Source organism: Pseudomonas putida (assembly GCF_025905425.1).
Taxonomy (GTDB): Bacteria; Pseudomonadota; Gammaproteobacteria; order Pseudomonadales; family Pseudomonadaceae; genus Aquipseudomonas; species Aquipseudomonas putida_AF.
In genome coordinates this window covers 673,048-697,081 of record NZ_CP109603.1, presented here as the reverse complement: position 1 = coordinate 697,081, position 24,034 = coordinate 673,048, and the positions used below count along the sequence as shown (strand labels likewise).

At 62.9% G+C, this 24,034-nt stretch carries 18 protein-coding genes; 9 read left to right on the top strand and 9 right to left on the bottom strand.

Annotation, left to right across the window (positions count from 1 at the left end; translation table 11 throughout):
- Positions 1-167: 167 nt before the first annotated feature.
- The gene (locus OGV19_RS03105; RefSeq protein ID WP_264312087.1) at positions 168-767 is read right to left on the bottom strand and encodes an FMN-dependent NADH-azoreductase; all 600 of its coding nucleotides are present in this window, start codon (positions 765-767) and stop codon (positions 168-170) included.
- A 107-nt stretch (positions 768-874) separates the two neighbouring features.
- Positions 875-1,189, bottom strand: a complete 315-nt coding sequence (locus OGV19_RS03100; protein ID WP_264312086.1) for a 3-phosphoglycerate kinase — start codon at positions 1,187-1,189, stop codon at positions 875-877.
- A 48-nt stretch (positions 1,190-1,237) separates the two neighbouring features.
- On the opposite strand from OGV19_RS03100, the gene OGV19_RS03095 reads away from it, so the two are divergent.
- The 4 genes from OGV19_RS03095 (at position 1,238) to OGV19_RS03080 (ending at position 5,433) form a co-directional block, all read left to right on the top strand.
- The gene (locus OGV19_RS03095) at positions 1,238-2,161 is read left to right on the top strand and encodes a LysR family transcriptional regulator (protein ID WP_264312085.1); all 924 of its coding nucleotides are present in this window, start codon (positions 1,238-1,240) and stop codon (positions 2,159-2,161) included.
- A gap of 13 nt (positions 2,162-2,174) precedes the next feature.
- Positions 2,175-2,987: an alpha/beta fold hydrolase gene (locus OGV19_RS03090; protein ID WP_264312084.1), complete on the top strand. Its 813-nt coding sequence runs from the start codon at positions 2,175-2,177 to the stop codon at positions 2,985-2,987.
- Positions 2,981-3,538, top strand: a complete 558-nt coding sequence (locus tag OGV19_RS03085; protein ID WP_264312083.1) for a peptidylprolyl isomerase — start codon at positions 2,981-2,983, stop codon at positions 3,536-3,538. Before OGV19_RS03090 ends, OGV19_RS03085 begins: the two co-directional genes overlap by 7 nt.
- A 62-nt stretch (positions 3,539-3,600) precedes the next feature.
- On the top strand, positions 3,601-5,433 hold the full coding sequence (locus tag OGV19_RS03080) for an ABC transporter ATP-binding protein (RefSeq protein ID WP_264312082.1): 1,833 nt from the start codon (positions 3,601-3,603) through the stop codon (positions 5,431-5,433).
- A 123-nt stretch (positions 5,434-5,556) separates the two neighbouring features.
- Here OGV19_RS03080 and OGV19_RS03075 read toward each other — a convergent pair whose 3' ends face one another.
- On the bottom strand, positions 5,557-6,684 hold the full coding sequence (locus OGV19_RS03075; RefSeq protein WP_264312081.1) for a GNAT family N-acetyltransferase: 1,128 nt from the start codon (positions 6,682-6,684) through the stop codon (positions 5,557-5,559).
- Between the two features lie 263 nt (positions 6,685-6,947).
- Here OGV19_RS03075 and OGV19_RS03070 point away from each other — a divergent pair, with 263 nt between their 5' ends.
- Positions 6,948-8,192 (top strand): putative porin, encoded by a 1,245-nt coding sequence (locus tag OGV19_RS03070; RefSeq protein WP_027593146.1) that lies wholly within the window; start codon positions 6,948-6,950, stop codon positions 8,190-8,192.
- Positions 8,193-8,391: 199 nt separating this feature from the next.
- On the opposite strand, the gene OGV19_RS03065 is transcribed toward OGV19_RS03070, so the two are convergent.
- Together OGV19_RS03065 and hrpA are read right to left on the bottom strand one after the other, a co-directional pair.
- A complete protein-coding gene (locus tag OGV19_RS03065; RefSeq protein ID WP_264312080.1) occupies positions 8,392-9,513 on the bottom strand; it encodes a beta-ketoacyl-ACP synthase III in 1,122 nt (373 codons plus the stop codon).
- 177 nt (positions 9,514-9,690) lie between these two features.
- Complete coding sequence (gene hrpA, locus OGV19_RS03060) at positions 9,691-13,596, bottom strand: ATP-dependent RNA helicase HrpA (protein WP_264312079.1); 3,906 nt, start codon at positions 13,594-13,596, stop codon at positions 9,691-9,693.
- 498 nt (positions 13,597-14,094) lie between these two features.
- Here hrpA and OGV19_RS03055 point away from each other — a divergent pair, with 498 nt between their 5' ends.
- Positions 14,095-15,459: a glutamine synthetase family protein gene (locus OGV19_RS03055; protein ID WP_264312078.1), complete on the top strand. Its 1,365-nt coding sequence runs from the start codon at positions 14,095-14,097 to the stop codon at positions 15,457-15,459.
- A gap of 25 nt (positions 15,460-15,484) precedes the next feature.
- A complete protein-coding gene (locus tag OGV19_RS03050; RefSeq protein WP_264312077.1) occupies positions 15,485-16,792 on the top strand; it encodes an NAD(P)/FAD-dependent oxidoreductase in 1,308 nt (435 codons plus the stop codon).
- Between the two features lie 128 nt (positions 16,793-16,920).
- Here the strand turns inward: OGV19_RS03050 and fadD1 are convergent, their stop codons facing one another.
- Together fadD1 and fadD2 are read right to left on the bottom strand one after the other, a co-directional pair.
- Positions 16,921-18,618 carry a long-chain-fatty-acid--CoA ligase FadD1 gene (gene fadD1, locus OGV19_RS03045; RefSeq protein ID WP_264312076.1) on the bottom strand — a complete coding sequence of 566 codons (1,698 nt, stop codon included), beginning with the start codon at positions 18,616-18,618 and terminating at the stop codon, positions 16,921-16,923.
- 264 nt (positions 18,619-18,882) lie between these two features.
- Complete coding sequence (gene fadD2, locus OGV19_RS03040) at positions 18,883-20,571, bottom strand: long-chain-fatty-acid--CoA ligase FadD2 (RefSeq protein ID WP_264312075.1); 1,689 nt, start codon at positions 20,569-20,571, stop codon at positions 18,883-18,885.
- Between the two features lie 222 nt (positions 20,572-20,793).
- Between fadD2 and OGV19_RS03035 the strand changes: the two genes are divergently transcribed.
- Complete coding sequence (locus OGV19_RS03035) at positions 20,794-21,738, top strand: alpha/beta hydrolase (RefSeq protein WP_264312074.1); 945 nt, start codon at positions 20,794-20,796, stop codon at positions 21,736-21,738.
- 34 nt (positions 21,739-21,772) lie between these two features.
- Positions 21,773-22,243, top strand: a complete 471-nt coding sequence (locus OGV19_RS03030; RefSeq protein ID WP_264312073.1) for a MaoC family dehydratase — start codon at positions 21,773-21,775, stop codon at positions 22,241-22,243.
- Positions 22,244-22,308: 65 nt separating this feature from the next.
- On the opposite strand, the gene OGV19_RS03025 is transcribed toward OGV19_RS03030, so the two are convergent.
- Both OGV19_RS03025 and OGV19_RS03020 read right to left on the bottom strand, forming a co-directional pair.
- Positions 22,309-23,547, bottom strand: coding sequence for an RNA polymerase sigma factor (locus OGV19_RS03025; RefSeq protein WP_264312072.1), 1,239 nt, complete (start codon positions 23,545-23,547; stop codon positions 22,309-22,311).
- Entirely contained in the window at positions 23,547-24,032 is a 486-nt protein-coding gene (locus OGV19_RS03020; protein ID WP_264312071.1) for an SRPBCC family protein, read from the bottom strand. Before OGV19_RS03020 ends, OGV19_RS03025 begins: the two co-directional genes overlap by 1 nt.
- Positions 24,033-24,034: the final 2 nt, after the last annotated feature.

Genomic DNA, 24,034 nt, shown 5'->3' with positions numbered 1-24,034 from the left:
GGGTTGCGGCGCGTCAGTTCAACCATGAGAAGTGTGGGGGCTGTGCCCGCGAAGAGGCCGGCACAAGCAACCGAGAAATCCCAGGCATAAAAAAGCCCGGCCATCAGGCCGGGCAGGTACACCCAAAGGAGCAAAAACAGGTGTCAGGGTTGGGAATTCGTTGACGCTCAGGCCACCGCAGCCAGTTTGGCCTTGGCCTGGTTGATGCCCTTCTCATGGAAGTCGCCGCTCATGTTCAGGCCCTCGGCATGGATGAAGTTCACATCGTGAATGCCGATGAAGGCCATCACCTGGCGCAGGTACGGTTCCTGATGGTCGCTGGTGGCACCGGCATGAATGCCGCCGCGGGCGGTCAGGACGATGGCGCGCTTGCCGGTCAGCAGGCCTTGTGGGCCGGTCGGGGTGTACTTGAAAGTGATACCGGCGCGCAGCACGTGGTCCAGCCAGGCCTTGAGGGTGCTGGGGATGGTGAAGTTGTACATCGGTGCTGCCATCACCAGCACGTCGGCCGCCAGCAGTTCATCGGTGAGTTCATTGGAGCGGGCCAGCGCTTCCCGTTCGGCAGCGCTGCGCTGCTCTTCGGGCTTCATCCAGCCACCGAGCAGGTTGGCATCCAGGTGGGGCACCGGGGTCACGGCCAGGTCACGTACGTTGATCTGATCGGCCGGATGCGCCGCCTGCCATTGCTGGATGAAGTCGCGGGTCAGTTGACGGGAAACGGAATCCTGCTGGCGGGCGCTGCTTTCGATGATCAGTACGCGGGACATGGGTGCCTCCATCGGCAAAAAGGGTGCGATTCGATGGAGGTGAGATTAAGGCTTGACCTATCGATAAAAAAGCGTAAAAAGTGGGTTTAATCAATCGATTAATCAGTTTATTCCGCTGAGCAGTTCACGCCGATCCGCAATTTGATGATCTGGCGATTGAACTTGGCGGTGACATCGACGCTTTTACCGGCCGGTACGTTCACCCGGCGCACCCGCGGCGCTTCCGGGCCGTTGCGGAACGTCACCTTGCAGGCCGCCGGCACTTGCCCGTAGTTGTTGAGGGTGATGGCGCCAATATCGTAGGCAGTGTCGTAGGCGGTGTAGTCGAGCTTGACCCCGTCAAGTTGCTTCTCCACATCGATGGGATAAGCCATGGCCCCGAGGGGCAGGCACATCAGTATTGCCGCACAACATTTCTTCATGGGGCGCTCTCCTTGGAAGAGCGCAGCTTAGGACAACAGGAGCGAAAGATGAAAGCGCCGCGCGTAACCCTTGATCAGTGGCGAACGCTGCAAGCAGTGGTCGACCACGGCGGGTTTGCCCAGGCCGCCGAGGCGCTGCACCGTTCGCAGTCGTCGGTCAGCTACACCGTCGCCCGCATGCAAGAGCAGCTCGGTGTTCCGTTGCTGCGTATCGATGGCCGCAAGGCGGTGCTCACCGAGGCGGGCAACGTGCTGCTGCGCCGTTCGCGCCACCTGGTCAAGCAGGCCAGCCAGCTCGAAGACCTTGCCCATCACATGGAACAAGGCTGGGAAGCCGAGGTGCGCGTGGTGGTCGACGCCGCCTACCCCAGCGCCCGGCTGGTCCGTGCCTTGAGTGCGTTCATGCCGCAGAGCCGTGGCTGCCGGGTACGCCTGCGCGAAGAGGTGCTGTCTGGCGTCGAGGAAGTGCTGCGCGAAGGCATCGCCGACCTGGCCATCAGCAGCTACAGCATCGGCGGCTACCTGGGTGCCGAACTGAGCGCAGTGGAATTCATCGCCGTTGCCCACCCCGAACACAGCCTGCACCGCCTGGGCCGGGAAATCACCTTCCAGGACCTGGAAAGCCAGCTACAGGTGGTGATCCGCGATTCCGGGCGCGCGCAGCCACTGGATGTCGGTTGGCTGGGTGCCGAGCAGCGCTGGACGGTCGGTAGCCTGGGCACCGCCACCACCTTCGTCAGCAGTGGCCTGGGCTTTGCCTGGCTGCCCCAGCACATGATCGAACGCGAACTGCGTGAAGGTGTGCTCAAGCCGTTGCCGCTGGATCAGGGTGGCAGCCGCCATCCACTGTTCTACCTTTATTCGAGCAAAGAGAAGACCCTGGGCCCGGCTACGCAGATTCTTATCGACCTGCTGCGCAACTTCGACACCGCGCCTCTGGACGTGCCCTTCGCAGCCCCCCCACAAGCCTGAGAGGACCGCGCCCTTGGCCTATTTCGAACACGAAGGATGCTTACTGCATTACGAGGAATATGGCCAGGGCGAGCCCTTGGTGCTGCTGCATGGCCTGGGTTCCAGTAGCCAGGACTGGGAGCTGCAGGTACCGTTGCTGAGCCGCCATTACCGGGTGATCCTCATGGACAACCGCGGCCACGGCCGCTCCGACAAGCCCCGCGACGGTTACCAGATCGCCACCTTCAGCGAAGACCTGTTGGCCCTGCTTGAACACCTGCAGTGCGGCCCGGTGCACTTCGTCGGCCTGTCGATGGGGGGTATGGTCGGGTTCCAGTTCGCTGTCGACCATCCGCAGTGGCTGCGCAGCCTGTGCATTGTCAACAGCGCACCCGAGGTCAAGCGCCGCACCCGCAGCGACTGGATCTGGTGGGCCAAGCGCTGGGGCCTGGCACGCCTGCTCAGCGTCGAGACCGTTGGCAAAGGCCTGGCCGAACGCCTGTTCCCCAAACCCGGGCAAGCCGACCTGCGCCAGAAGATGGCCCAGCGCTGGGCGCGCAACGACAAGCGCGCCTACCTCAAGAGCTTCGACGCCATCGTCGATTGGGGCGTGCAGGAACGCATCGGGCAGATTCACTGTCCCACCCTGGTGATCGCCGCCGACCACGATTACACGCCGATACAACTGAAAAAGCGCTACGTCGCCCTGATGCCCCAGGCCAGGCTGGTAGTCATCGACGATTCCCGGCACGCTACGCCCCTCGATCAACCCGAGGTCTTCAACCAGACCCTGCTGCAGTTCCTTGCAGCCGCCTCCACCTCTCAAGGATCTTTGAGCCCATGCTGAAAAAACTCCTGCTCACCGCCTGCTCGGTCGCCTTCGCCACCAGCGTCATGGCCTCCGACAAGACCCCCCACGTGTTGCTGGACACCAGCTTCGGTCAGGTCGAAATCGAGTTGAATGCCGAGAAGGCGCCGATCAGTACCAAGAACTTCCTCCAGTACGTCGACAGCGGCTTCTACAACAACACCGTCTTCCACCGCGTGATCCCGGGCTTCATGGTCCAGGGCGGCGGTTTTACCGACCAGATGGTGCAGAAGAACACCCAGGATCCGATCCGTAACGAAGCCGGCAACGGCCTGCTGAACACCCGCGGCACCCTGTCCATGGCCCGCACCTCGGACCCGAACTCGGCCACCAGCCAGTTCTTCATCAACGTGGCCGACAACGACTTCCTCAACCCAGGCCGTGACCGTGGCTATGCCGTGTTCGGCAAGGTGACCAAAGGTATGGAAGTGGTCGACCAGATCGTCAACTCACCGACCACCATGAAAAAAGGCATGCGCGACGTGCCGGCCGATCCGGTCTATATCAAGTCCGCCAAACGTATCGACTGAATGCAGGTTTCACAGGGACGTGAACCCGCCTGAAGGCCGGACCAACAGGAGTGTTGTCACCCATGCTGTACCGCCGTTTCGAACGACTGATCGACATTTTCCGTGAGGCGCCGAGCGAGGCACCACCGAGCACGGTGTGGCCGTTCTACCTGTACTACCTGCGCCAGGTGTGGCCAAGCTTTGCTGCCCTGCTGGTGGTCGGCCTGATCGCTTCGTTGATCGAAGTGGCGATGTTCAGCTACCTGAGCCGCATCATCGACCTGGCCCAGGGCACGCCCAATGCCAGTTTCTTCAGCGAGCACAGCGGTGAGCTGATCTGGATGCTGGTGGTGATTCTGCTGCTGCGCCCGCTGTTCTTCGGCCTGCACGACCTGCTGGTGCACCAGACCATCAACCCAGGCATGACCAGCATGATCCGCTGGCAAAACCACAGCTATGTGCTCAAGCAAAGCCTGAACTTCTTCCAGAGCGATTTTGCCGGGCGCATTGCCCAGCGCATCATGCAGACCGGCAACTCGCTACGCGATTCGGCGGTCCAGGCGGTGGACGCACTGTGGCACGTGCTGATCTACGCCGTCAGCTCGCTGGTGCTGTTCGCCGAGGCCGACTGGCGCCTGATGCTGCCGCTGCTGGCCTGGATCGCCTGCTACATCGCCGCGCTGTTCTACTTCGTGCCCAGGGTGAAGGCGCGCTCGGTGATTTCATCCGATGCACGCTCCAAGCTGATGGGGCGCATCGTCGACGGCTACACCAACATTGCCACCCTCAAGCTGTTCGCCCACACCGACTACGAGCAGCAGTATGCCCGTGAGGCGATCCGCGAACAGACCGAGAAGACCCAGCTGGCCTCGCGGGTGATCACCAGCATGGACGTGGTCATCACCACCCTCAACGGCCTGCTGGTGGTCGGCACCACGGGCCTTGCGCTGTGGTTGTGGAGCCAATCGCTGATCTCCGTGGGGGCAATTGCCCTGACCACCGGCCTGGTAATTCGCATCGTCAACATGTCGGGCTGGATCATGTGGGTGGTCAACGGCATCTTCGAGAACATCGGCATGGTTCAGGACGGCCTGCAGACCATCGCCCAACCGGTCACCGTCACCGACAAGCCCAATGCGCCTGCGCTGAAAGTGAGCCGTGGCGCGGTGCATTTCGACGATGTGGACTTCCATTACGGCAAGGCCAGCAACGTGATCGAGGGGCTCAACCTGGACATACGGCCGGGTGAGAAGATTGGCTTGATCGGCCCCTCTGGCGCGGGCAAATCGACCCTGGTGAACCTGCTGCTGCGTCTGTATGACGTGCAGGGTGGGCGCATTCTCATCGATGGCCAGGACATCGCCGAGGTGAGCCAGGCCAGCCTGCGTGCGCAGATCGGCATGATCACCCAGGACACGTCGCTGTTGCACCGCTCGATCCGTGACAACCTGCTGTACGGCCGTCCCGAGGCCAGCGAAGCGGCACTGCTCGAAGCGGTACGCCGTGCCCGCGCCGACGAGTTCATACCGCAGTTGACGGACGCCCAGGGGCGTACCGGGTTCGATGCCCATGTGGGCGAGCGTGGGGTCAAGCTGTCTGGCGGCCAGCGTCAACGTATCGCGATTGCCCGGGTGCTGCTGAAGAATGCACCGATCCTGATCATGGACGAGGCCACCTCCGCGCTGGACTCGGAGGTCGAGGCGGCGATCCAGGAAAGCCTGGAAACCCTGATGCAGGGCAAGACGGTGATTGCCATCGCTCACCGGCTATCGACCATTGCGCGGATGGACCGGCTGGTGGTGCTGGACAAGGGGCATATTGTCGAGAGTGGCAGCCACAGTGAGTTGCTGGCGCAGCAGGGGTTGTATGCGCGGTTGTGGCATCACCAGACCGGGGGGTTTGTCGGGGTGGATTGAACTGTACCGGCCTCTTCGCGGGGCAAGCCCGCTCCCACAGGTGTATCACTGCCCTCAAAACCAGTGATACACCTGTGGGAGCGGGCTTGCCCCGCGAAGAGGCCAGAACAGGCAACCGAGACTTCACTCCCGCCGATACGGCAACATCCCCCGCGCCTCTTCGGCATACCCCTGCACCCCTTCGCGCTCCTGCAACAAAAACCCTTCCACCGCCCGCCGCAACCCCGGATGCAGCAGGTAGTGCCACGACCGCGTCAGCACCGGCTCGAACCCGCGTATCAGCTTGTGCTCGCCCTGAGCCCCCGCATCGAACCGCTGCAGGCCCTCAGCAATGGCAAAGTCCATGCCTTGATAAAAACACGTCTCGAAATGCAGCCGGTCGAACTCATCCAGGCATCCCCAGTAACGGCCATACAAGCAGTCACCCCCCACCAGGCTCAGGGCCATGGCCACCTCACGCCCACCTTGCCTGGCCATGACCACCCGCAGCGCCTCGGGCATGCGCTCGGCCAGCAGGCTGAAGAATTCACGGGTCAGGTACGGGGCACGCCGGCGTACGGCATAGGTGTTGGCATAGCACAGGTAGACGAAGTCCCACTGCGCCTCATCCAGCTCATCCCCCCGATGCCACTGGAAGTCGATGCCCTGCCCGGCCACCTGCTCACGTTCCTTGCGCATCTGCTTGCGCTTGCGCGAGCTGAGCGTGTCGAGAAAGTCCTGGAAGTCCCGATAGCCTCGGTTACGCCAGTGAAACTGGCAGCCAAGCCGCTCCATCCAGCCTGGCAAACTGGCCATCTGCTGGTCCAGTGCCGGGTCGGTGAAGTTGATGTGCGCCCCGGAGAGCCCGCCCTTGCCCAGGTACTCGGGCAGCGCTTGCAACACCAGCAGGCCGTCGGCGGGGTCGGCAGCAAGCAGGCGCGGGCCGCTGACCGGGCTGAATGGCACCGCACCGAGCAACTTGGGGTAGTAGGCGATGCCTGCCCGTTCACACGCATCGGCCCAGCCGTGGTCGAACACGTACTCGCCAAACGAATGCCACTTGCGGTAGGCCGGCAACACCGCGCGTACCTGCCCTTCGCGCTCCAGCACCAGGTGCTCGGCAGCCCAGCCGGTCGCGGGGGCAACACTGGCGCTGTCCTCCAGGGCGGTGAGAAAGGCGTGGCGCAGAAACGGCTGGCCAGCCGGTACCAGGGCATCCCAGGTAGCCGCCGGAAGATCACGCAGATGAGCAAGGCTGTACAGGCTGGTCACGGTTTCGACTCGCTGTCTTGAGGCCCTCAGTATCCCGGAAGAATGGCCCATCACTCAAATGACGATCACCCGACCCTTGCGTTTATTCCCGATGACTTAACAACAGTGCCACCAATCAGACATTAATCTGTCATTCCCCCCCGCAATACTTGCGCCTGTTTTCCGGAACCCTAGAACCTGTCTATTCAGGCCCTTTCCGAAGACATGCCAACACAGGGGCGGGCGCTGAGCCTCCCCTCATTTTTTCAAGTAGGGAGAACCTTATGCGTCTTGTTTCCACACTTACCGGAGTGAGCCTCACCGGCATGATGCTGGCTCTGAGTACTCCGGCCAGTGCTGCTGTCGACGCCAAGCTGCTCGAAATGCTCCGCGCCAATGGCTCGATCAACCAGGCGCAGTACAACGAACTGCAAGGCGATCTGGCAAAAGAGACCAAGGAAAAGGCCGACCAGAAAGCGCAGTCCGAACGTATGAGTTCCTTTGAACAAAAAGTGGCATGGGCCGCCAAGACCCAGATCAAGGGTGATGTGCGCCTGCGTTACGAAGACGTCAACGTTGACGACCCGAACAGCAGCAGCGGCAACCAGGACCGCCAGCGCGTCCGTGCCCGTGTCGGCTTCTACAGTGAGATCAACCCGCAAGTCGATGCTGGCGTGCGTATCGCCACCGGCAGCAGCGCCGACCGCCGCTCGACCAACCAGAGCTTCGACAACTACTTCGACAAGAAATCGCTGTGGGTCGACCTCGCCTACCTCGACTGGCACCCGACCGCAGTGCCGAACCTGCACCTGATCGGTGGCAAGATGCCACAGCCGTGGGTGAGCATGGGCGACATCATCTGGGACAGCGACATCAACCCCGAAGGCGTGGCCGCGACCTACAAGGCTGACCTGGGCGGCGCCGAAGTGTTCGCCAGTGCCGGTCAGTACACCCTCAAGGACAACGTCGACGGCGACGGCGTGCAGTATAAGCACGATGCTCAGGTCTACCACGGCCAGCTGGGTGCCAAGTTCGCCCCTGCCGACGTGTTGAAGGTTACCGTGGGTGCGAGCATCTACGGCTACGACAATGACAAGGAAGCAGCCATTCTGCAGTCGTTCGGCAACACCACCAATGAGTTCAACCTGGTGGAAGGCTTCGGTCAACTCGACTTCACTGGCTTCGCCATTCCGCTGTCGGCCTACGGCCAATACGTGAAAAACACCGAGAGCACCGACGGTGAAGACCAGGCCTGGCTGGCCGGCCTGAAAACCAAGGTCGGCGCTTGGAGCCTGGACTACAACTATCGCGATGTTCAGCGTAACGCCGTCGTCAGCCTGTTCACCGACTCGGACTTCGGCAACGGCTTTACCGGTTCTCGCGGTCACAAGTTCAAGGTCGGTTACGAGATCGACAAGAACTTCTCGCTGGGCGCTGCCTACCTCATGGCCAAGACCGATCTGTCGCAGCTGCCGAACAGCAATGCTGACGTAGACACGCTGCAGGTAGACCTGGAAGCCAAGTTCTAAGCAAACGCTTCACCGCTTCACTCAAGGCGGGAAATGCCGACCCCATCCGGTATTTCCTGCCTTTTTTTGCCTGCCAGAAATGCGCCGGCCTTTTCGCGGGCAAGCCCGCTCCCACAGGTGCAGCACAGTATTCGACATCTGTGATGCACCTGTGGGAGCGGGCTTGCCCGCGAAAAGGCCGGTACAGCCCTTGCAAAAACTAGCGCTTGCGCAAAATCACGCTACCCACCGAATACCCCGCACCAAACGAACTCAACACACCCACCGAGCCCTCGGCCAGGTCATCCTGATACAGGTGGAAGGCAATCACCGACCCCGCCGAACTGGTGTTGGCATAGCGGTCCAGAATCACCGGTGCTTCTTCCTCGGTCGCTTCACGCCCCAGCAGCTTCTTGACGATCAGGTGGTTCATGCTCAGGTTGGCCTGGTGCAACCAGAAACGTTTGACGTCGCTCGGCTGCAGGTCATTCGCTTCGAGGTGCTCGCCGATCAGTTCAGCCACCTTCGGGCACACTTCACGGAACACCTTGCGGCCTTCCTGGATGAACAACTTGTCCGCCGCACCTTCACCCTCCTCCGCCGCACGGTTGAGGAAGCCGAAGTTGTTACGAATGTTGTTGGAGAACCCGGTCCACAACTTGCTGCTGACAATTTCGAACTGGTGCTTGGAGGTGGCCTGGTCGGCACGCTCGATCAGCACGGCGGTAGCGGCATCGCCGAAGATGAAGTGGCTGTCGCGGTCGCGGAAGTTCAGGTGCCCGGTGCAGACCTCGGGGTTGACCATCAGTACCGAACGCGCTTGGCCCAGTTGCACGCTGTTGGCGGCGGTCTGGATGCCAAAGGTGGCTGACGAGCAGGCCACGTTCATGTCGAAGGCGAAGCCCTCGATGCCCAAGGCGTTTTGCACTTCGATGGCAATGGCGGGATACGGGCGCTGCAGGTTGGAGCAGGCGACGATCACACCATCGACGTCGGCGGCGGTGCGGCCCGCACGTTCAAGTGCCTGGCGGGCAGCGGCCACCGCCATCTCGCACAAAATCGAGGGCTCGTCATTGGCGCGCTCTGGCAGACGCGGCTTCATGCGTTGTGGGTCGAGGATGCCGGCCTTGTCCAGCACAAAGCGGCTCTTGATGCCCGAGGCCTTTTCGATGAACGCGGCATCGGACAGCGGCGCTGCCTCGACCTCACCGCGCTCGATGGCAGCCGCGTTGTCGCGGTTGAACTGCTGCGACCAGGTATTGAAGGACTCCACCAGTTCTTCGTTGGAAATGCTCTGGGCCGGGGTATACAGGCCGGTGCCGCTGATCACGACGTTATGCACGGTCGTTCCTCTGGTCAAAGGCCATCGCCACAGGGCGTTGGCTGGAAACATGACTGGACAATGGCACCTTAGTGCCAATTCAAGGGCGAGGGCTGCACTCCCTGTGGGAGCGGGCTTGCCCGCGAAGGGCCGCAACGCGGCCCCAAATTGCACCAATATTGCCACAAGTCAGGAAGTTTAGCCTTCCACCTGACTCCACTGTTTGCTCAAGCGCTTGTCCGAAATCGGCACTTTGGTCCCGAGCTGCTGAGCAAACAACGACACCCGATATTCTTCCAGCAACCAACGGTACAGCGTCAGTTGCTCATCGCGCTTGCCCTCCTGGGCGTGCTTGTCGGCGCGCGTCTTGTACTGGGCCCAGAGGTTCGCCAGCTCGCCACTCCAGACACGGTCCTTCTGCACCTGCGAGCCCAGTTTCTCCAACCGCAGTTCCACAGCCTTGAGGTAACGCGGCAGCTCCTTGAACCAGGCACCCGGGGTCTCGCGAACGAAGCCCGGGTACACCAGGTTGGCCAGCTGTTGCTTGATGTCGTTCAGCGCCACCGCCTGGCTCAGGTCGATCTTGCCTTTGAAGCGCTTCTGCAGCCCGTGCCACAGCTTGAGCACTTCCAGGGTCTGGCGCGCCAGGCGCTCGGCATGCTCGGCCCAACTGCCGCGTTTGCGCTCGGCCAGCCCGGCCAAGGCTGCACCATCGCGCGGCAGCGGGTGTTCGCCCTCCAGGATGCAGCTGTCCAGGCTGGCCAGCAGAATGTCTTCGACCAGCGCCTCGACACGGCCCAGTTCGCGGTACAGCAAGCCCAGTTCGGTCAGCCCGGGCAGCTTGCCCCGCAAGAATTTGGCAGGCTCCGCCAACTGCTGCAGCAACAGGCGCTGCAAGGCGCGGCGGTGCTGGAACTCAGCTTCGGCCTGGGTCGAGAAACGCCCTTCGCGCACGGTGCCGTTTTCGTCCACCAACGCTGGGTAGACGGTCATCGACAGGCCGGCAATCTTCTGCTGGGTGCTCTGCGCCACTTCACTGAAGGCCTTGGCCTGCACCGGTCGTTCGGCGTTCTCGCTGCGTGGCACGGCCAGTGCGGCCTGGCTGGCAGCGGCGAAGCGTGCGGTCAGCTCGGCAAGGTCGCGGCCCTCGCCGAGGAACTTGCCCTGGCCATCGACCACTTCGATGTTCATCCGCAGGTGGCCTTCGACCAGGCTGACAGACTCTGCCCAAGCCTCGTCGGAAACACGCGCACCGGTCATGCGCAGCAGTTCCTGGCCCAGTGCCTGGGGCAACGCGCCCTGGCCAAAGGTCATGCGCGCCAGCGAGGCTTTGACGAAGTCCGGCACCGGCACAAAATTCTTGCGCAGGGCCTTGGGCAGGTTGCGCACCAGCGCCACGCACTTGGCCTCGATCAGGCCCGGCACCAGCCACTCCAGGCGCTCGCCCGGCAGGCTCGGCAACAGTGGCGCCGGTACGCGCACGGTCACACCGTCGCGGGGGTGGCCCGGCTCGAAGTGGTAGGTCAACGACAGGCGCAAGTCCCCCACCTGCAGGCTGTCCGGGTACTGCGCCGCGGTGACTTCGCTGGCCTCGCGCGCCAGCACGTCTTCCTCGCGCATGATCAGCAAGTTGGCGTCCTTCTGGCTGGTCATGCGGTACCAGGCATCGAAGGTGGCGGTCTGGTGGATGTCCTCGGGCAGGCGCGCTTCGTAGAAGGCGTAGAGGGTCTCTTCATCGGCGAGGATGTCGCGCCGGCGGGCCTTGGCCTCCAGTTCGTCGAGCTGTTCGAGCAGGCGCTTGTTGGCCGACAGGCACTTGGCCCGCGACTGAATCTCGCCCCCCACCAGCCCGTCGCGGATGAACAGCTCACGCGATGTCACCGGGTCGATCGGGCCGAAGTGCACCGGGCGCCGGCCCACCAGGATCAACCCATACAACGTGATCTGTTCATAGGCCACCACTTGCCCGCGCTTTTTCTCCCAGTGCGGCTCGAAGTGGTTCTTCTTGATCAGGTGAGTCGCCAGCGGCTCGATCCAGTCGGGCTCGATCCTGGCGACCATGCGCGCATACAGTTTGGTGGTCTCCACCAACTCCGCAGCCATGACCCACTGTGGGCGCTTGCGGCCCAACCCCGAGGACGGGTGGACCCAGAAGCGCCGCTGACGGGCACCCTGGTAATCGCCCTCTTCTGTCTTCTGGCCGATCTGGCTGAGCAGGCCGCTGAGGATGGCCTTGTGCATCCGCTGGTAATCGGCCGGCTCCTTGTTGACCGCCAACTGCAGTTCACGGCAGATCAACGCCAGCTGGCGGTGGGCATCGCGCCATTCGCGCAGGCGCAGGTAATTCAGGAAGTTCTTGCGGCACCAGTTGCGCAGCGGGTTGGCGGTCAATGCCTGGCGCTGCTCCTCGAAACCACGCCACAGGTTGACCAGCGCGGCGAAGTCGGAATCGACGTCCTTCCACTGCGCATGCGCCTGGTCGGCCGCCTGCTGGCGCTCCGGCGGCCGCTCGCGCGGGTCCTGCACCGACAGGGCACTGGTGACGATCAGCACTTCCTGCAGGCTGCCTTGGCGGGCGCCTTCCAGCAGCATGCGGCCCAGCCGTGGGTCGATGGGCAAGCGCGCCAGCTGCCTGCCGAGCGGGGTCAGCTGGTTCTCGCGGTTGACCGCCGAGAGCTCCTGCAACAGGTTGAAACCGTCGCTGATGGCCTTGCCATCCGGCGGCTCGATGAACGGGAAGGCATCGATCGCACCCAGGCGCAGGTGCAGCATCTGCAGGATCACTGCCGCGAGGTTGGTGCGCAGGATCTCCGGGTCGGTAAACGCCGGCCGGCCGTTGAAATCCTCTTCGCTGTACAGGCGCACGCAGATGCCAGGCTCGACCCGGCCGCAACGGCCTTTACGCTGGTTGGCGCTGGCCTGCGACACCGCCTCGATCGGCAGGCGCTGGACCTTGGCGCGGTAGCTGTAGCGGCTGATACGGGCGGTGCCGGTGTCGATCACGTAGCGAATGCCCGGCACGGTCAGCGAGGTCTCGGCGACGTTGGTGGCCAGGATCACCCGGCGCCCGGTGTGCGACTGGAAAATACGCTGCTGCTCGGCGGGCGACAGGCGCGCATACAACGGCAGAATCTCGGTATGGCGCAGTTGCGCCTTGCGCAAAATCTCGGCGGCATCGCGGATTTCCCGCTCGCCCGGCAGGAAGATCAGCACATCGCCAGGCCCCTTGCCCTCGCTGCGCTCGTGCTGCGCCAGCTCGTCCAGCGTGGCGAGGATCGCCTGATCGACGGTGAGGTCTTCCTCGATCTGGTTGCCTTCCTCGTCCTGCTCGCTGGTCAGCGGGCGGTACCAGGTTTCTACCGGGAAGGTGCGCCCCGACACTTCGATGATCGGTGCGCCATCGAAATGCTGGGAGAAACGCTCAAGGTCGATGGTCGCCGACGTGATGATTAGCTTCAGCTCCGGACGGCGGTGCAGCAGGGTCTTGAGGTAGCCGAGCAGGAAGTCGATGTTGAGGCTGCGCTCGTGGGCTTCGTCGACGATGATCGTGTCGTAGCGTTCGAGGAAGCGGTCGTGCTGGGTCTCGGCCAGCAGGATGCCGTCGGTCATCAGTTTGACCAGGGTATTGGCATCACTCTGGTCCTCGAACCGCACCTGGTAGCCAACCAGCCCGCCAAGCGGCGTGCCGAGCTCTTCGGCGACACGGGCGGCGACGCTGCGCGCGGCGATCCGGCGTGGCTGAGTGTGGGCGATCAGGCCATGGCTGCCGCGCCCCAGTTCCAGGCAGATCTTCGGCAACTGCGTGGTCTTGCCCGAGCCGGTCTCACCGGCGATCACCAGCACCTGGTGCTCGGCCAGCGCCTTTTTGATCTCGTCACGCTTGGCGGCAATCGGCAGGCTATCGTCATAGCGCACGGTCGGCACGCTTTGCTGGCGCGCGGTGACCTGGGCGCAGGAGGCCTGAACCTTTTCCACCCACTGGGCAAGCTTGGCTTCGTCTGGGCGTTTGCGCAGCTCATGCAGTTGCCGGCGCAGACGATGGCGATCGGCGATCATGGCGTGGTCGAGGTTTTTCAGGAGCTGGTCGATGGCTTGGTCTGTCATGGGGCTTTTTAGTGATGCAGGTGAGCCTGCTTTTTCATGATCGGCATTTGAAGAGGCGCGATTGTCGCAGATTTGAGGGTTCTCTGCTGATTCCCGGCATTCAAAGCGGGGGCTGCCGTGCAGCCCTTTCGCGACCCAAGGCCTCTCCTACAACGATCAGGCAAGCGCACAATGTTTAGTGAAGCCTGATGTAAAGGTTGCCATTCACTGCTTTAATCAACCTTACGCCGCATGTGAGTATCAAAGGCATGACTCCCGCCCAGCCTATTGCCCCACCGTCGTCCCGCCCTTCGCTACCGAAGGCCCGGAGCCGTGCTGGGGAAAATCCGCTGGTCCACATCATCCTCGCCTTCTGGGCCTTGTGGCACTGCCGCCACGCGCGCCCACCGGACACTTCGCTCACGCCATTGTGACCAAACCCGGCCACCGTCTGGCCGTTTGACTCAACTGGGCCGCCTGCATGCGCGGTGGCCCTGTGCGCCCGTGAGCGAATTCATCATGCATTTTGCACCCGTAGAGCAGGCCAGCCGATTTCTGGCCGACAACCCCGATATCGAGCTGGTCGAACTGTTCATCCTCGACGCCAACGGCGTTGCGCGCGGCAAGCTGCTGCACCGCGAGGAACTGCTGGCGGTCTACCAGACCGGGCGGCCGCTGCCCAGCACCATCCTCGGCCTGACCCTCAATGGCGATGACGTCGAAAACTCAGGCCTGGTCTGGGATGTTGGCGACATCGACTGCCGCGCCTACCCGCTGGAGGGCAGCCTGGTACGCCTGCCCTGGCGGCGCATACCGACGGCAGCGGTACAGGTCAGCATGCACCCCAGCGAAGGCTTGCCGGCCAGCATCGCCGACCCCCGCCATGTACTGCTGCGCACCATCGATGCGCTCAAGGCCGACGGCTACCACCCGGTGATGGCGTGCGAACTGGAGTTTTACCTGCTCGACCAGAAACGCGATGCACAGGGCCGCCCGCAGCCGGCCCTGGACAACGACGGCGGTCGCCCGCGCAGCACTCAGGTATATGGCCTGCGTGAGCTGGAACAGATCGAGCCGTTTCTCGCCGACCTCTACGCCGCCTGCAAGGCCCAGGGCATTCCGGCCCGCACGGCGATCTCCGAGTACGCACCCGGCCAGGTGGAAATCACCCTTGAGCACGGCGATGCGCTGGCGGCCATGGACCAAGCCGTGCGCTACAAGCGCCTGGTCAAAGGCGTGGCCCATGCCCATGGCATGCAGGCCTGCTTCATGGCCAAACCGTTTGCACAACTGGCCGGCACCGGCATGCACATGCACCTGAGCCTGGCCGACAGCGCCGGCAACAACCTGTTCGCCAGCGAGGACAAAGCCGGTACGCCGTTGCTGCGCCAAGCGGTGGCCGGCATGCTGCGCCACCTGCGCGATTCGCTGCTGCTGTTTTGCCCCAATGCCAACTCGTTCCGCCGCTTCCAGGCCAACAGCTACGCGCCGCTTGCGCCCACCTGGGGCGTCGACAACCGCACGGTCAGCCTGCGGGTACCGGGCGGCCCGGCCAACAGCCGGCACGTCGAGCATCGCATCTGCGGTGCCGATGCCAACCCGTACCTGGCCGCCGCGGCCATCCTCGCTGCCAGCCACCGCGGCATTCGTGAACAGCTGGACCCCGGCGCCCCCGTCGAGGGCAACGGCTACGCCCAGGCCACCGAGCACCTGCCCACCGACTGGCTGACCGCCCTGGATGCCTTGCAGCATTCGGACTGGGCCCGGGAAGCACTGGGCGAGGACTTCCTCGGGGTGTACCTGAAGGTCAAGCGCGCCGAGTACCGCCAGTTCATGGCCGAAGTCAGCGAACAGGACTGGCGCTGGTACCTGCACCAGGCCTGAGCCCCATTCATTACAAGGAACACCCATGAACGCAGCATTGAACAAGGGACCGGCCCAACGTGCGCCGTCCTACTACAGCGCCTCCCTCAATGACCACACGCAGTACCCGACCCTCAAGGGCACCGTGGACGTCGACGTGGCCATCATCGGCGGTGGATTCACCGGCGTGGCCACCGCAGTGGAATTGGCCGAGCGCGGCCTCAAGGTGGCCATCGTCGAGACCAACCGCATCGGCTGGGGCGCCAGCGGGCGCAATGGCGGGCAGGTGACCGGCAGCCTGTCCGGTGATGAAGCCATGCGCACACAGATGCGCGATCGCCTGGGCAGTGAGGTGGATGATTTCATCTGGCACCTGCGCTGGCGTGGGCACCAGATCATCGAGCAACGGGTGGCACGCTACGGCATCGACTGCGACCTCAAGCGCGGCCACCTGCATGCGGCGATGAAGCCCTCGCACCTGAACGAGCTGCGGGGCTTCGAGGCTGAGGCCCAGCGGCGCGGCATGGGTGACCAGGTCGAGATGCTCGACAGCCGCGCCATTGCCCGGCACCTGCAGAGCCCGCTGTACCTGGGCGCTCTGAAAAACCGTCGCAACCTGCACCTGCACCCGCTCAACCTGTGCCTGGGCGAGGCGCGTGCCGCCCACAGTCTGGGGGCACTGATCTTCGAGAACTCAGAAGTGCTGGACATCGTCCACGGCCCGCGCCCGGCGGTCGTGACAGCCCAGGGGCGGATTGAAGCCCGCCAGGTGATGCTGGCCGGCGATGTTTACCACAAGCTGGAGCAGCGCAAGCTCAAGGGCAAGATCTTCCCGGCCATGGGGGGCATCGTCACCACCGCACCGCTGGGCGAGCTGGCCGAGCAGATCAACCCGCAGGACCTGGCCGTGTACGACTGCCGCTTTGTCCTCGACTATTACCGCCTGACCGCCGACAAGCGTTTGCTGTTTGGCGGCGGCGCCAACTACTCCGGGCGTGATTCACGGGATATCGAAGGTGAGCTGCGCCCTTGCATCGAACGTACCTTCCCGGCGCTAAAAGGGGTACCGATCGAGTTCCAGTGGAGCTGCGCCATGGGTATCGTGGTCAATCGCATCCCGCAACTGGGCAAGCTCTCGGACAATGTCTGGTACTGCCAGGGATACTCCGGGCACGGCATTGCCACCAGCCACATCATGGGCGAGATCATGGCCGAGGCGCTGACCGGGACACTGGAGAAGTTCGACACCTTTGCGCAGTGCAAGCACGTGCGGGTGCCGATGGGGGACTTGCTGGGGAATCCGCTGCTGGCGGCGGGGATGTGGTACTACCAGATGCTTGAGAAACTGCGCTGATTTCACCGGCCCTTTCGCGGGGCAAGCCCGCTCCCACAGGTATCCCACAATACTGATGTGTTTCGGGATACCTGTGGGAGCGGGCTTGCCCCGCGAAAGGGCCAGCAAAGCCAGCCCAGATTAAAGGATCAAGCGATCTTCTTGAGCCCCTGCTTCTTCAACTCTTCATCACGCAACTCACGGCGCAAGATCTTGCCCACGTTGGTGGTCGGCAATGTATCGCGGAACTCGATGAAGCGCGGCACCTTGTAACCGGTGACGTTGGCACGCATGTGCTCCATCACCTGCTCCTTGGTTACGGTCATGCCCGGCTTGACCACGATGAACACCTTGATCACTTCGCCCGATTTCTCGTCCGGCACGCCAATGGCCGCACACTGCAGCACACCGGGCAAGCCGGCCAGCACGTCTTCCAGCTCGTTGGGGTACACGTTGAAACCCGAGACCAGGATCATGTCCTTCTTGCGGTCGACGATGCGCATGTAACCGTCTGGCTGGATCAGCGCGATGTCGCCGGTCTTGAGCCAGCCCTCGCTGTCGAGGATCTCGGCGGTGGCATCCTCGCGCTGCCAGTAACCCTTCATCACTTGCGGGCCCTTGATGCACAGCTCACCCACCTCGCCCAGCGGCAGTTCATTGCCATTGTCGTCGATGATCTTGCACAGCGTCGAAGGCACCGGAATACCGATGGTGCCGACCTGGTTGGCCTCAGACGGGTTAACCGCAGCCACCGGGCTGGTTTCAGTCATGCCGTAGCCTTCGCAGATGGCACAACCGGTAACGGCCTTCCAGCGCTCGGCCACGCTCAGTTGCAGGGCCATGCCGCCCGACAAGGTGATTTTCAGCGCAGAGAAGTCCAGGGCGCGGAACCCTTCGTTGTTGCACAGGGCGACGAACAAAGTGTTGAGGCCAACGAAACCGCTGAACTTCCACTTGCCCAGTTCCTTGACCATCGCAGGTAAATCACGCGGGTTGCTGATGAGCACGTTGTGGTTGCCGATCAGCATCATCGCCATGCAATGGAAGGTAAAGGCATAGATGTGGTAAAGCGGCAGCGGCGTGATCAGGATCTCGCAGCCTTCATGCAGGTTCGAGCCCATCAGCGCCCGGCACTGCAGCATGTTGGCCATCAGGTTGCGGTGGGTCAGCATCGCGCCCTTGGCCACCCCCGTGGTGCCGCCGGTATATTGCAGCACCGCAACGTCGTTGGCATGCGGGTTGGCCTCGGTCACCGGCTGGCCCTTGCCCAGGGCCAGGGCATCGTTGAAGCGCACCGCACGCGGCAGGTCGTAGGCCGGCACCATCTTCTTCACGTACTTGATGACACTGTTGACCAGCAGGCGCTTGAGCGGCGGCAGCAGGTCGGCCACTTCGGTGACGATGACATGCTTGACCTGGGTCTTGGGCACCACCTTTTCGGCCAGGTGGGCCATGTTGGCCAGGCACACCAACGCTTTGGCGCCGGAGTCGTTGAACTGGTGCTCCATCTCCCGCGTGGTGTACAGCGGGTTGGTGTTGACCACGATCAGCCCTGCACGCATGGCGCCGAATACCGCTACCGGGTATTGCATGACATTGGGCAGTTGCACAGCGATGCGATCACCCGGTTTCAGGTCGGTGTGCTGCTGCAGCCAGGCGGCAAATGCCCCCGACAGCGTATACAGTTCGCCATAAGTGATAGTCTTGCCCAGGTTGCTAAAGGCCGGTTTGTCGGCAAAGCGTTGGCAGGATTGCTTGAGTACCGCCTGGATATTGGGGAATTCGTCAGGATTGATTTCCGCCGTAATCCCGGCTGGGTATTTATCCTTCCAAAAATGTTCGATCATGGAAGCCCACTCCTTCAGCAACAGCGAAGTTCGATTCACGCGTCGATGCGCTTATTATTGATATGTGATGACGGCTCATTGCAAACCGAATCATCTGAAAGCGGCCCGAGAGTAACAGCTTTGCCAGGGGTCGCCTAGAGGCCAAAACAGGCCTTACGGTCACAAAAATGACTCAATGAACAATACAGGTCATTTTTAGAGTATTTATCCAAAATGTCGCAAAACGGGCCAAAAGGCCCGTTCTAGAGACGTCTTTCAGCCCGGTCACGCGATGTCACGTAACTCGCGTCGCAGGATCTTGCCCACCGGTGTCATCGGCAACGATTCGCGCAACACAATGTGCTTGGGCACTTTGTAGCCCGTGAAGTTGGCCTTGCAGTACGCCCTGAGCTCATCGACGCTCAACCCGCCCTCGCGCGGTACCACGAACAGTTTCACCGCCTCGCCGGAACGCTCGTCCGGCACACCGATGGCCGCGCAGTTGGCCACCTGCGGATGGCCCATGATCACATCCTCGATTTCGTTGGGGTACACGTTGAAGCCCGAGACGATGATCATGTCCTTCTTGCGGTCGACGATGCGGGTGAACCCATCCGGGTCGATCACCGCGATGTCGCCGGTTTTCAGCCAGCCCTGCGCATCCAGGGTCTGCGCCGTGGCTTCGGGTTGCTGCCAATAGCCCTTCATCACCTGCGGGCCCTTGATGCACAGCTCACCCCGCTCCCCCAGCGGCATCTCGTTGCCGTCGTCGTCGATCACCTTGAACGCCGTACCTACCACCGGGATACCCACCGTGCCCAGGCGCGCCAACTGGCCGTAAGGGTTGGTGCTGGCGACCGGCGAGGTCTCGGTCAGGCCGTAACCTTCGACGATGCGACAGCCTGTGAGGCTCTCCCAGCGCTCGGCGGTGGCCTTGACCAGCGCGGTACCGCCGGAATTGGTGACTTTCAGTGCGGAAAAGTCCAACTGCCTGAAGCCTGGGTGGTCCATCAGCGCGACGAACAACGTATTGAGCCCCAGCAGGCCGGAGAAACGCCACTTGCCCAACTCCTTGATGAAGCCGGCAATGTCCCGCGGGTTGGTGATCAGCACGTTGTGGTTGCCGGTGACCATCATGCACATGCAGTTCGCGGTAAAGGCATAGATGTGATACAGCGGCAGCGGCGCGATCATCACCTCCTGCCCTTCTTTGATCATCTTCTGCCCGTCTGGCCCGTGCTGCGAAAAACACGCCAGCACCTGAAGCATGTTGGCCACCAGGTTGGCGTGGGTGAGCATGGCGCCCTTGGCCAGGCCTGTGGTGCCGCCGGTGTATTGCAGCACGGCGATATCGCCCAGGCTCAGCGGCACCGGCTTGTGGCTCAGCGCGCGGCCTTCGCGCAGCACCTGCTTGAATGACACCGCCTGGGGCAATTGGTAGGCCGGGACCATCTTTTTCAGCTTGTCGACCACGGTGTTGACCAGCCAGCCCTTGGCGGCGGGCAGCAGGTCACCCATTTTCGCTTCGATCAGGTACTCGATAGCGGTATCGGGCAGCACCTCCTGCACGCGCTTGCCGAACATGTTCAGGTAGACCAGCGCGCGGGCGCCGGAGTCCATGAACTGGTGGCGCATTTCACGCTCGGTGTAGAGCGGGTTGGTGTTGACCACGATCAGGCCAGCGCGCAGCGCACCGAAGACGGCAATCGGGTACTGCAGCACGTTGGGCATCTGCACCGCGATGCGATCGCCCGGGACCAGATCGGTATGTTGCTGCAGCCAGGCAGCGAAGGCCGCCGAATGGCGCTCCAGTTCCGCGTAGGTCAGGGTGACGCCGAGGTTGCTGAACGCCGGGCGATCGGCAAAACGCTTGCAGGAGCGCTCGAACACCTCGACGACGGAGGTATAGGCATGGATATCGATAGTAGAAGGCACGCCCGCCGGGCGCTTGTCGTTCCAGAAGTCGGCTTGCATTTATTATTGTTCCTCTGCCTGGACCTGCCGTGGAGCGGGTCGGTTAATCCTTTGACCTGGTCGCCAATGGCAAACAGGCGTTCAACCGACGTTAGCAGGTAAGCCCAAGACGGCATATACGCCAAGCTGCGCCATTAACATTGTGAATCTTATTTGTGCCCTTCCTGCAATCCAGCCGGTTGCGCATACACTGTGCTCGTACCCCTGCGCAAAGGATCCGCCATGCCACATGACGCCTTCTGGCTGCCCGCCAGCGAGCATTGCAGCCTGTACGTGCACCAATGGCTGCCGGCCACGCCGGTCAAGGCCGTGGTGTTGCTGGCTCATGGCATGGCCGAGCACGCCGGGCGCTACCAGCGCCTGGGCCACGCGCTGAGCGAGGCCGGCTTCGCCCTGTTCGCCCCCGACCTGCGGGGCCATGGCCGCACCGCCGAGCTGGGCAGCCTCGGCCTGCTCGCCCGCCATCATGGCTGGAATGCCGTCATCAATGACCTGGGGTTGCTCACCCAGCACATTGGTCAGCAATACCCCTGCACACCGTTGTTCCTGTTCGGCCACAGCATGGGCAGCTACATTGCCCAGGCGTACCTGATGCACCACAGTGCCAGCGTGCACGGGGCGATCCTCAGCGGCTCCAACTTCCAGCCGGCAGCGCTGTACCGGGTGGCACGGCTGATTGCCCGGGTAGAGGCCTGGCGCCAGGGGCCGCTGGGCAAGAGCGCGCTGATCGACTGGTTGTCGTTCGGCTCGTTCAACAAGGCCTTCAAGCCCAACCGCACGGCCTTCGACTGGCTTAGCCGCGACCCTGGCGAAGTCGACCTGTACGTGAATGACCCGCTCTGCGGCTTTCGCTGCAGCAATCAACTGTGGCTTGACCTGCTGCGAGGCTTGGCGCAAATCAGCCAGGCAAGTAACCTCGCGCAGATCGATCCGAACCTGCCAATGCTGGTGATTGGCGGCGAATGTGATCCGGTCAGTGCCGGCAAGCGTCTCACTCATCTGGCCGACGCGCTGCGCGCGACCGGCAACCGGCATATACAGCTGCGCGTCTACCCTGAGGCGCGGCACGAAGTGCTTAACGAAACCAACCGTGACGAGGTCACCGCCGATATTCTCGGCTGGCTCGAACAGGCGCTGGCCCTTGGCCGCCCTGCGCGCAGTGAATGATAGCCGCCCTCGCCCACCGCTTAAGGAAGCCCCGATGTCCCAGGTCACCAACACGCCTTACGAAGCCCTTGAAGTCGGCCAGACAGCCACCTTTGAAAAGTCTGTGGAAGAACGCGACATCCAGCTGTTCGCCGCGATGTCCGGTGACCACAACCCGGTGCACCTGGATGCCGAGTTCGCGGCCAAGAGCATGTTCCGTGAACGCATTGCCCATGGCATGTTCAGCGGCGCGCTGATCAGTGCGGCGGTGGCCTGCACCCTGCCTGGGCCTGGCACCATCTACCTGGGCCAGAAGATGAGCTTCCAGAAGCCGGTAAAAATTGGCGACACCCTGACCGTGCGCCTGGAAATCCTTGAGAAGCTGCCCAAGTTCAAGGTGCGCATCGCCACCAATGTGTACAACCAGAACGATGAGCTGGTCGTCGAGGGCGAGGCCGAGATCCTGGCACCGCGCAAGCAGCAGACCGTCGAGCTGGTATCGCCACCTAATTTCGTGGCCAGCTGATTTCAGCGCGGGTTTCTGCGCAAGGCCAGCCCCTTGATTGAGTGGGAGCGGGCAGTATTGCCCGCTCATTCCAGTGCCTGGAGCCGCCGCTCGATATGCCGCCGCTCCGGCTCCTGTCGGGTCAACGCCAATGCCTGCTTCCAGGCGGCACGGGCCTCTTCGACATGGCCCAGTTGAGCATGCAGCTCCGCGCTTGCCGCATGCACCAGGTGATAATCACGCAACTCGCCCGCCGCCAGAATCGCTTCAACCTCCGCCAGCCCCGCCTCGGGCCCATCCCGTTTCGCCAGCGCCACTGCCCGGTTGAGCGCCACCACGGCGGACGGCCAGTGCCCTTGCAACACGTCATACAGCCCGACGATCTCGTCCCAGTCGGTGTCATTGGCCGTGGCCGCCTCGGCATGCACCGCAGCTATCGCCGCCTGCACGGTATAGGCGCCATACCCCCGGCTTCGCAGGGCGTGACGCACCAGTTCACAGCCCTCTTCGATGCGCTCACGGTCCCACAGGCTGCGGTCTTGTCGTTCAAGCAACACCAGGTTGCCCTCGGCGTCGGTACGCGCGCGTTGCCGCGATGCCTGCAACAACATCAGTGCCAGCAAGCCGGTCACCTCCGGGTCTGGCAGCAATTGCACCAGCAGGCGGCCGAGACGGATCGCTTCGTCAGACAGATCCTGCTGCAGCAGTACGTTTCCGGACGACGCCGAGTACCCTTCGTTGAACACCAGGTAGATCACCCGCAGTACGCTCGCGAGGCGCTCGGGCAACTCGTTGAGCGCGGGCACTTGATAGGGGATGCCGGCGTCGCGGATCTTGGCCTTGGCGCGCACGATGCGTTGGGCGATGGTTGCCGGGCTTTGCAGGAAGGCCCGGGCAATCTGCTCGGTAGTCAGGTCGCAGACTTCGCGCAGGGTCAGTGGCACCTGGGCGTCGGCAGCCAATGCCGGGTGGCAGCAGGTGAAGATCAGCCGCAGACGGTCGTCGACAAGCAGTTCGTCCTCGCTGGGGTCTTGCACCTGGCTTTCCAGCAGCATGATCAGGTCCGCCTGGGAGCGGTCGAAGCGGGCACGTCGGCGCAACGCATCGATGGCCTTGAAGCGGCCGGTCGAAACCAGCCACGCCCGCGGGCTACCGGGGATGCCATCACGCTGCCAGCGTTCGACGGCGATGAAGAACGCATCGTGCATGGCCTCCTCGGCCAGGTCGAAATCCCCCAACAGGCGGATCAAGGTTGCCAGGATGCGCCGCGAATCACGGCGGTAGACCGCCTCGACCTCCGCGCGCACCTGCTCCACGCTTGCCATCAGTCTGGCATCCGTTGGGTCACCACCTCCACCAGGCGATCCAGGCTTTCTCCCCAGCCCTGGTGAAAGCCCATTTCCTCGTGGGCACGGCTGTCGGCGGCATTCCAGTGCCAGGCGCGGGCGGTATAGCGGGTCTTGCCGTGTTCCTCGTCGAAGGTGACCACAGCGGTCATGAACGCTTTGTCGGAAGGCACCCAGCCTGGCCCAAAGGCGTCGGTGAACACCAGCCGCCTTGGCGCGGCAATCTCCAGGAACACGCCCTGGGTCGGGTACTCGGTACCATCCGGGGCGCGCATCAGGGTGCGGAACAGGCCACCGACCCACAGCTGCATCTCGCATTGCGGGGTGGTCATGCCATGCGGCCCCCACCATTTCATCAACCACTCAGGTTCGGTCCAGGCGCGAAACACCTTGGCCGGTGGTGCGTCGATCAGGCGGCTGATGGACAACTCGTGCTGCGCTTGCGCAGGGTGTGCAAGGCTCATGC

Coding starts and splice junctions, on each gene's coding strand:
- OGV19_RS03035 (WP_264312074.1), top strand. CDS start 20,794: ATGCCACATGACGCCTTCTGGCTGCCCGCCAGCGAGCATTGCAGCCTG.
- OGV19_RS03085 (WP_264312083.1), top strand. CDS start 2,981: ATGCTGAAAAAACTCCTGCTCACCGCCTGCTCGGTCGCCTTCGCCACC.
- OGV19_RS03055 (WP_264312078.1), top strand. CDS start 14,095: ATGCATTTTGCACCCGTAGAGCAGGCCAGCCGATTTCTGGCCGACAAC.
- OGV19_RS03105 (WP_264312087.1), bottom strand. CDS start 767: ATGTCCCGCGTACTGATCATCGAAAGCAGCGCCCGCCAGCAGGATTCC.
- OGV19_RS03080 (WP_264312082.1), top strand. CDS start 3,601: ATGCTGTACCGCCGTTTCGAACGACTGATCGACATTTTCCGTGAGGCG.
- OGV19_RS03070 (WP_027593146.1), top strand. CDS start 6,948: ATGCGTCTTGTTTCCACACTTACCGGAGTGAGCCTCACCGGCATGATG.
- fadD1 (WP_264312076.1), bottom strand. CDS start 18,618: ATGATCGAACATTTTTGGAAGGATAAATACCCAGCCGGGATTACGGCG.
- OGV19_RS03050 (WP_264312077.1), top strand. CDS start 15,485: ATGAACGCAGCATTGAACAAGGGACCGGCCCAACGTGCGCCGTCCTAC.
- OGV19_RS03030 (WP_264312073.1), top strand. CDS start 21,773: ATGTCCCAGGTCACCAACACGCCTTACGAAGCCCTTGAAGTCGGCCAG.
- OGV19_RS03095 (WP_264312085.1), top strand. CDS start 1,238: ATGAAAGCGCCGCGCGTAACCCTTGATCAGTGGCGAACGCTGCAAGCA.
- OGV19_RS03100 (WP_264312086.1), bottom strand. CDS start 1,189: ATGAAGAAATGTTGTGCGGCAATACTGATGTGCCTGCCCCTCGGGGCC.
- OGV19_RS03025 (WP_264312072.1), bottom strand. CDS start 23,547: ATGGCAAGCGTGGAGCAGGTGCGCGCGGAGGTCGAGGCGGTCTACCGC.
- OGV19_RS03020 (WP_264312071.1), bottom strand. CDS start 24,032: ATGAGCCTTGCACACCCTGCGCAAGCGCAGCACGAGTTGTCCATCAGC.
- hrpA (WP_264312079.1), bottom strand. CDS start 13,596: ATGACAGACCAAGCCATCGACCAGCTCCTGAAAAACCTCGACCACGCC.
- fadD2 (WP_264312075.1), bottom strand. CDS start 20,571: ATGCAAGCCGACTTCTGGAACGACAAGCGCCCGGCGGGCGTGCCTTCT.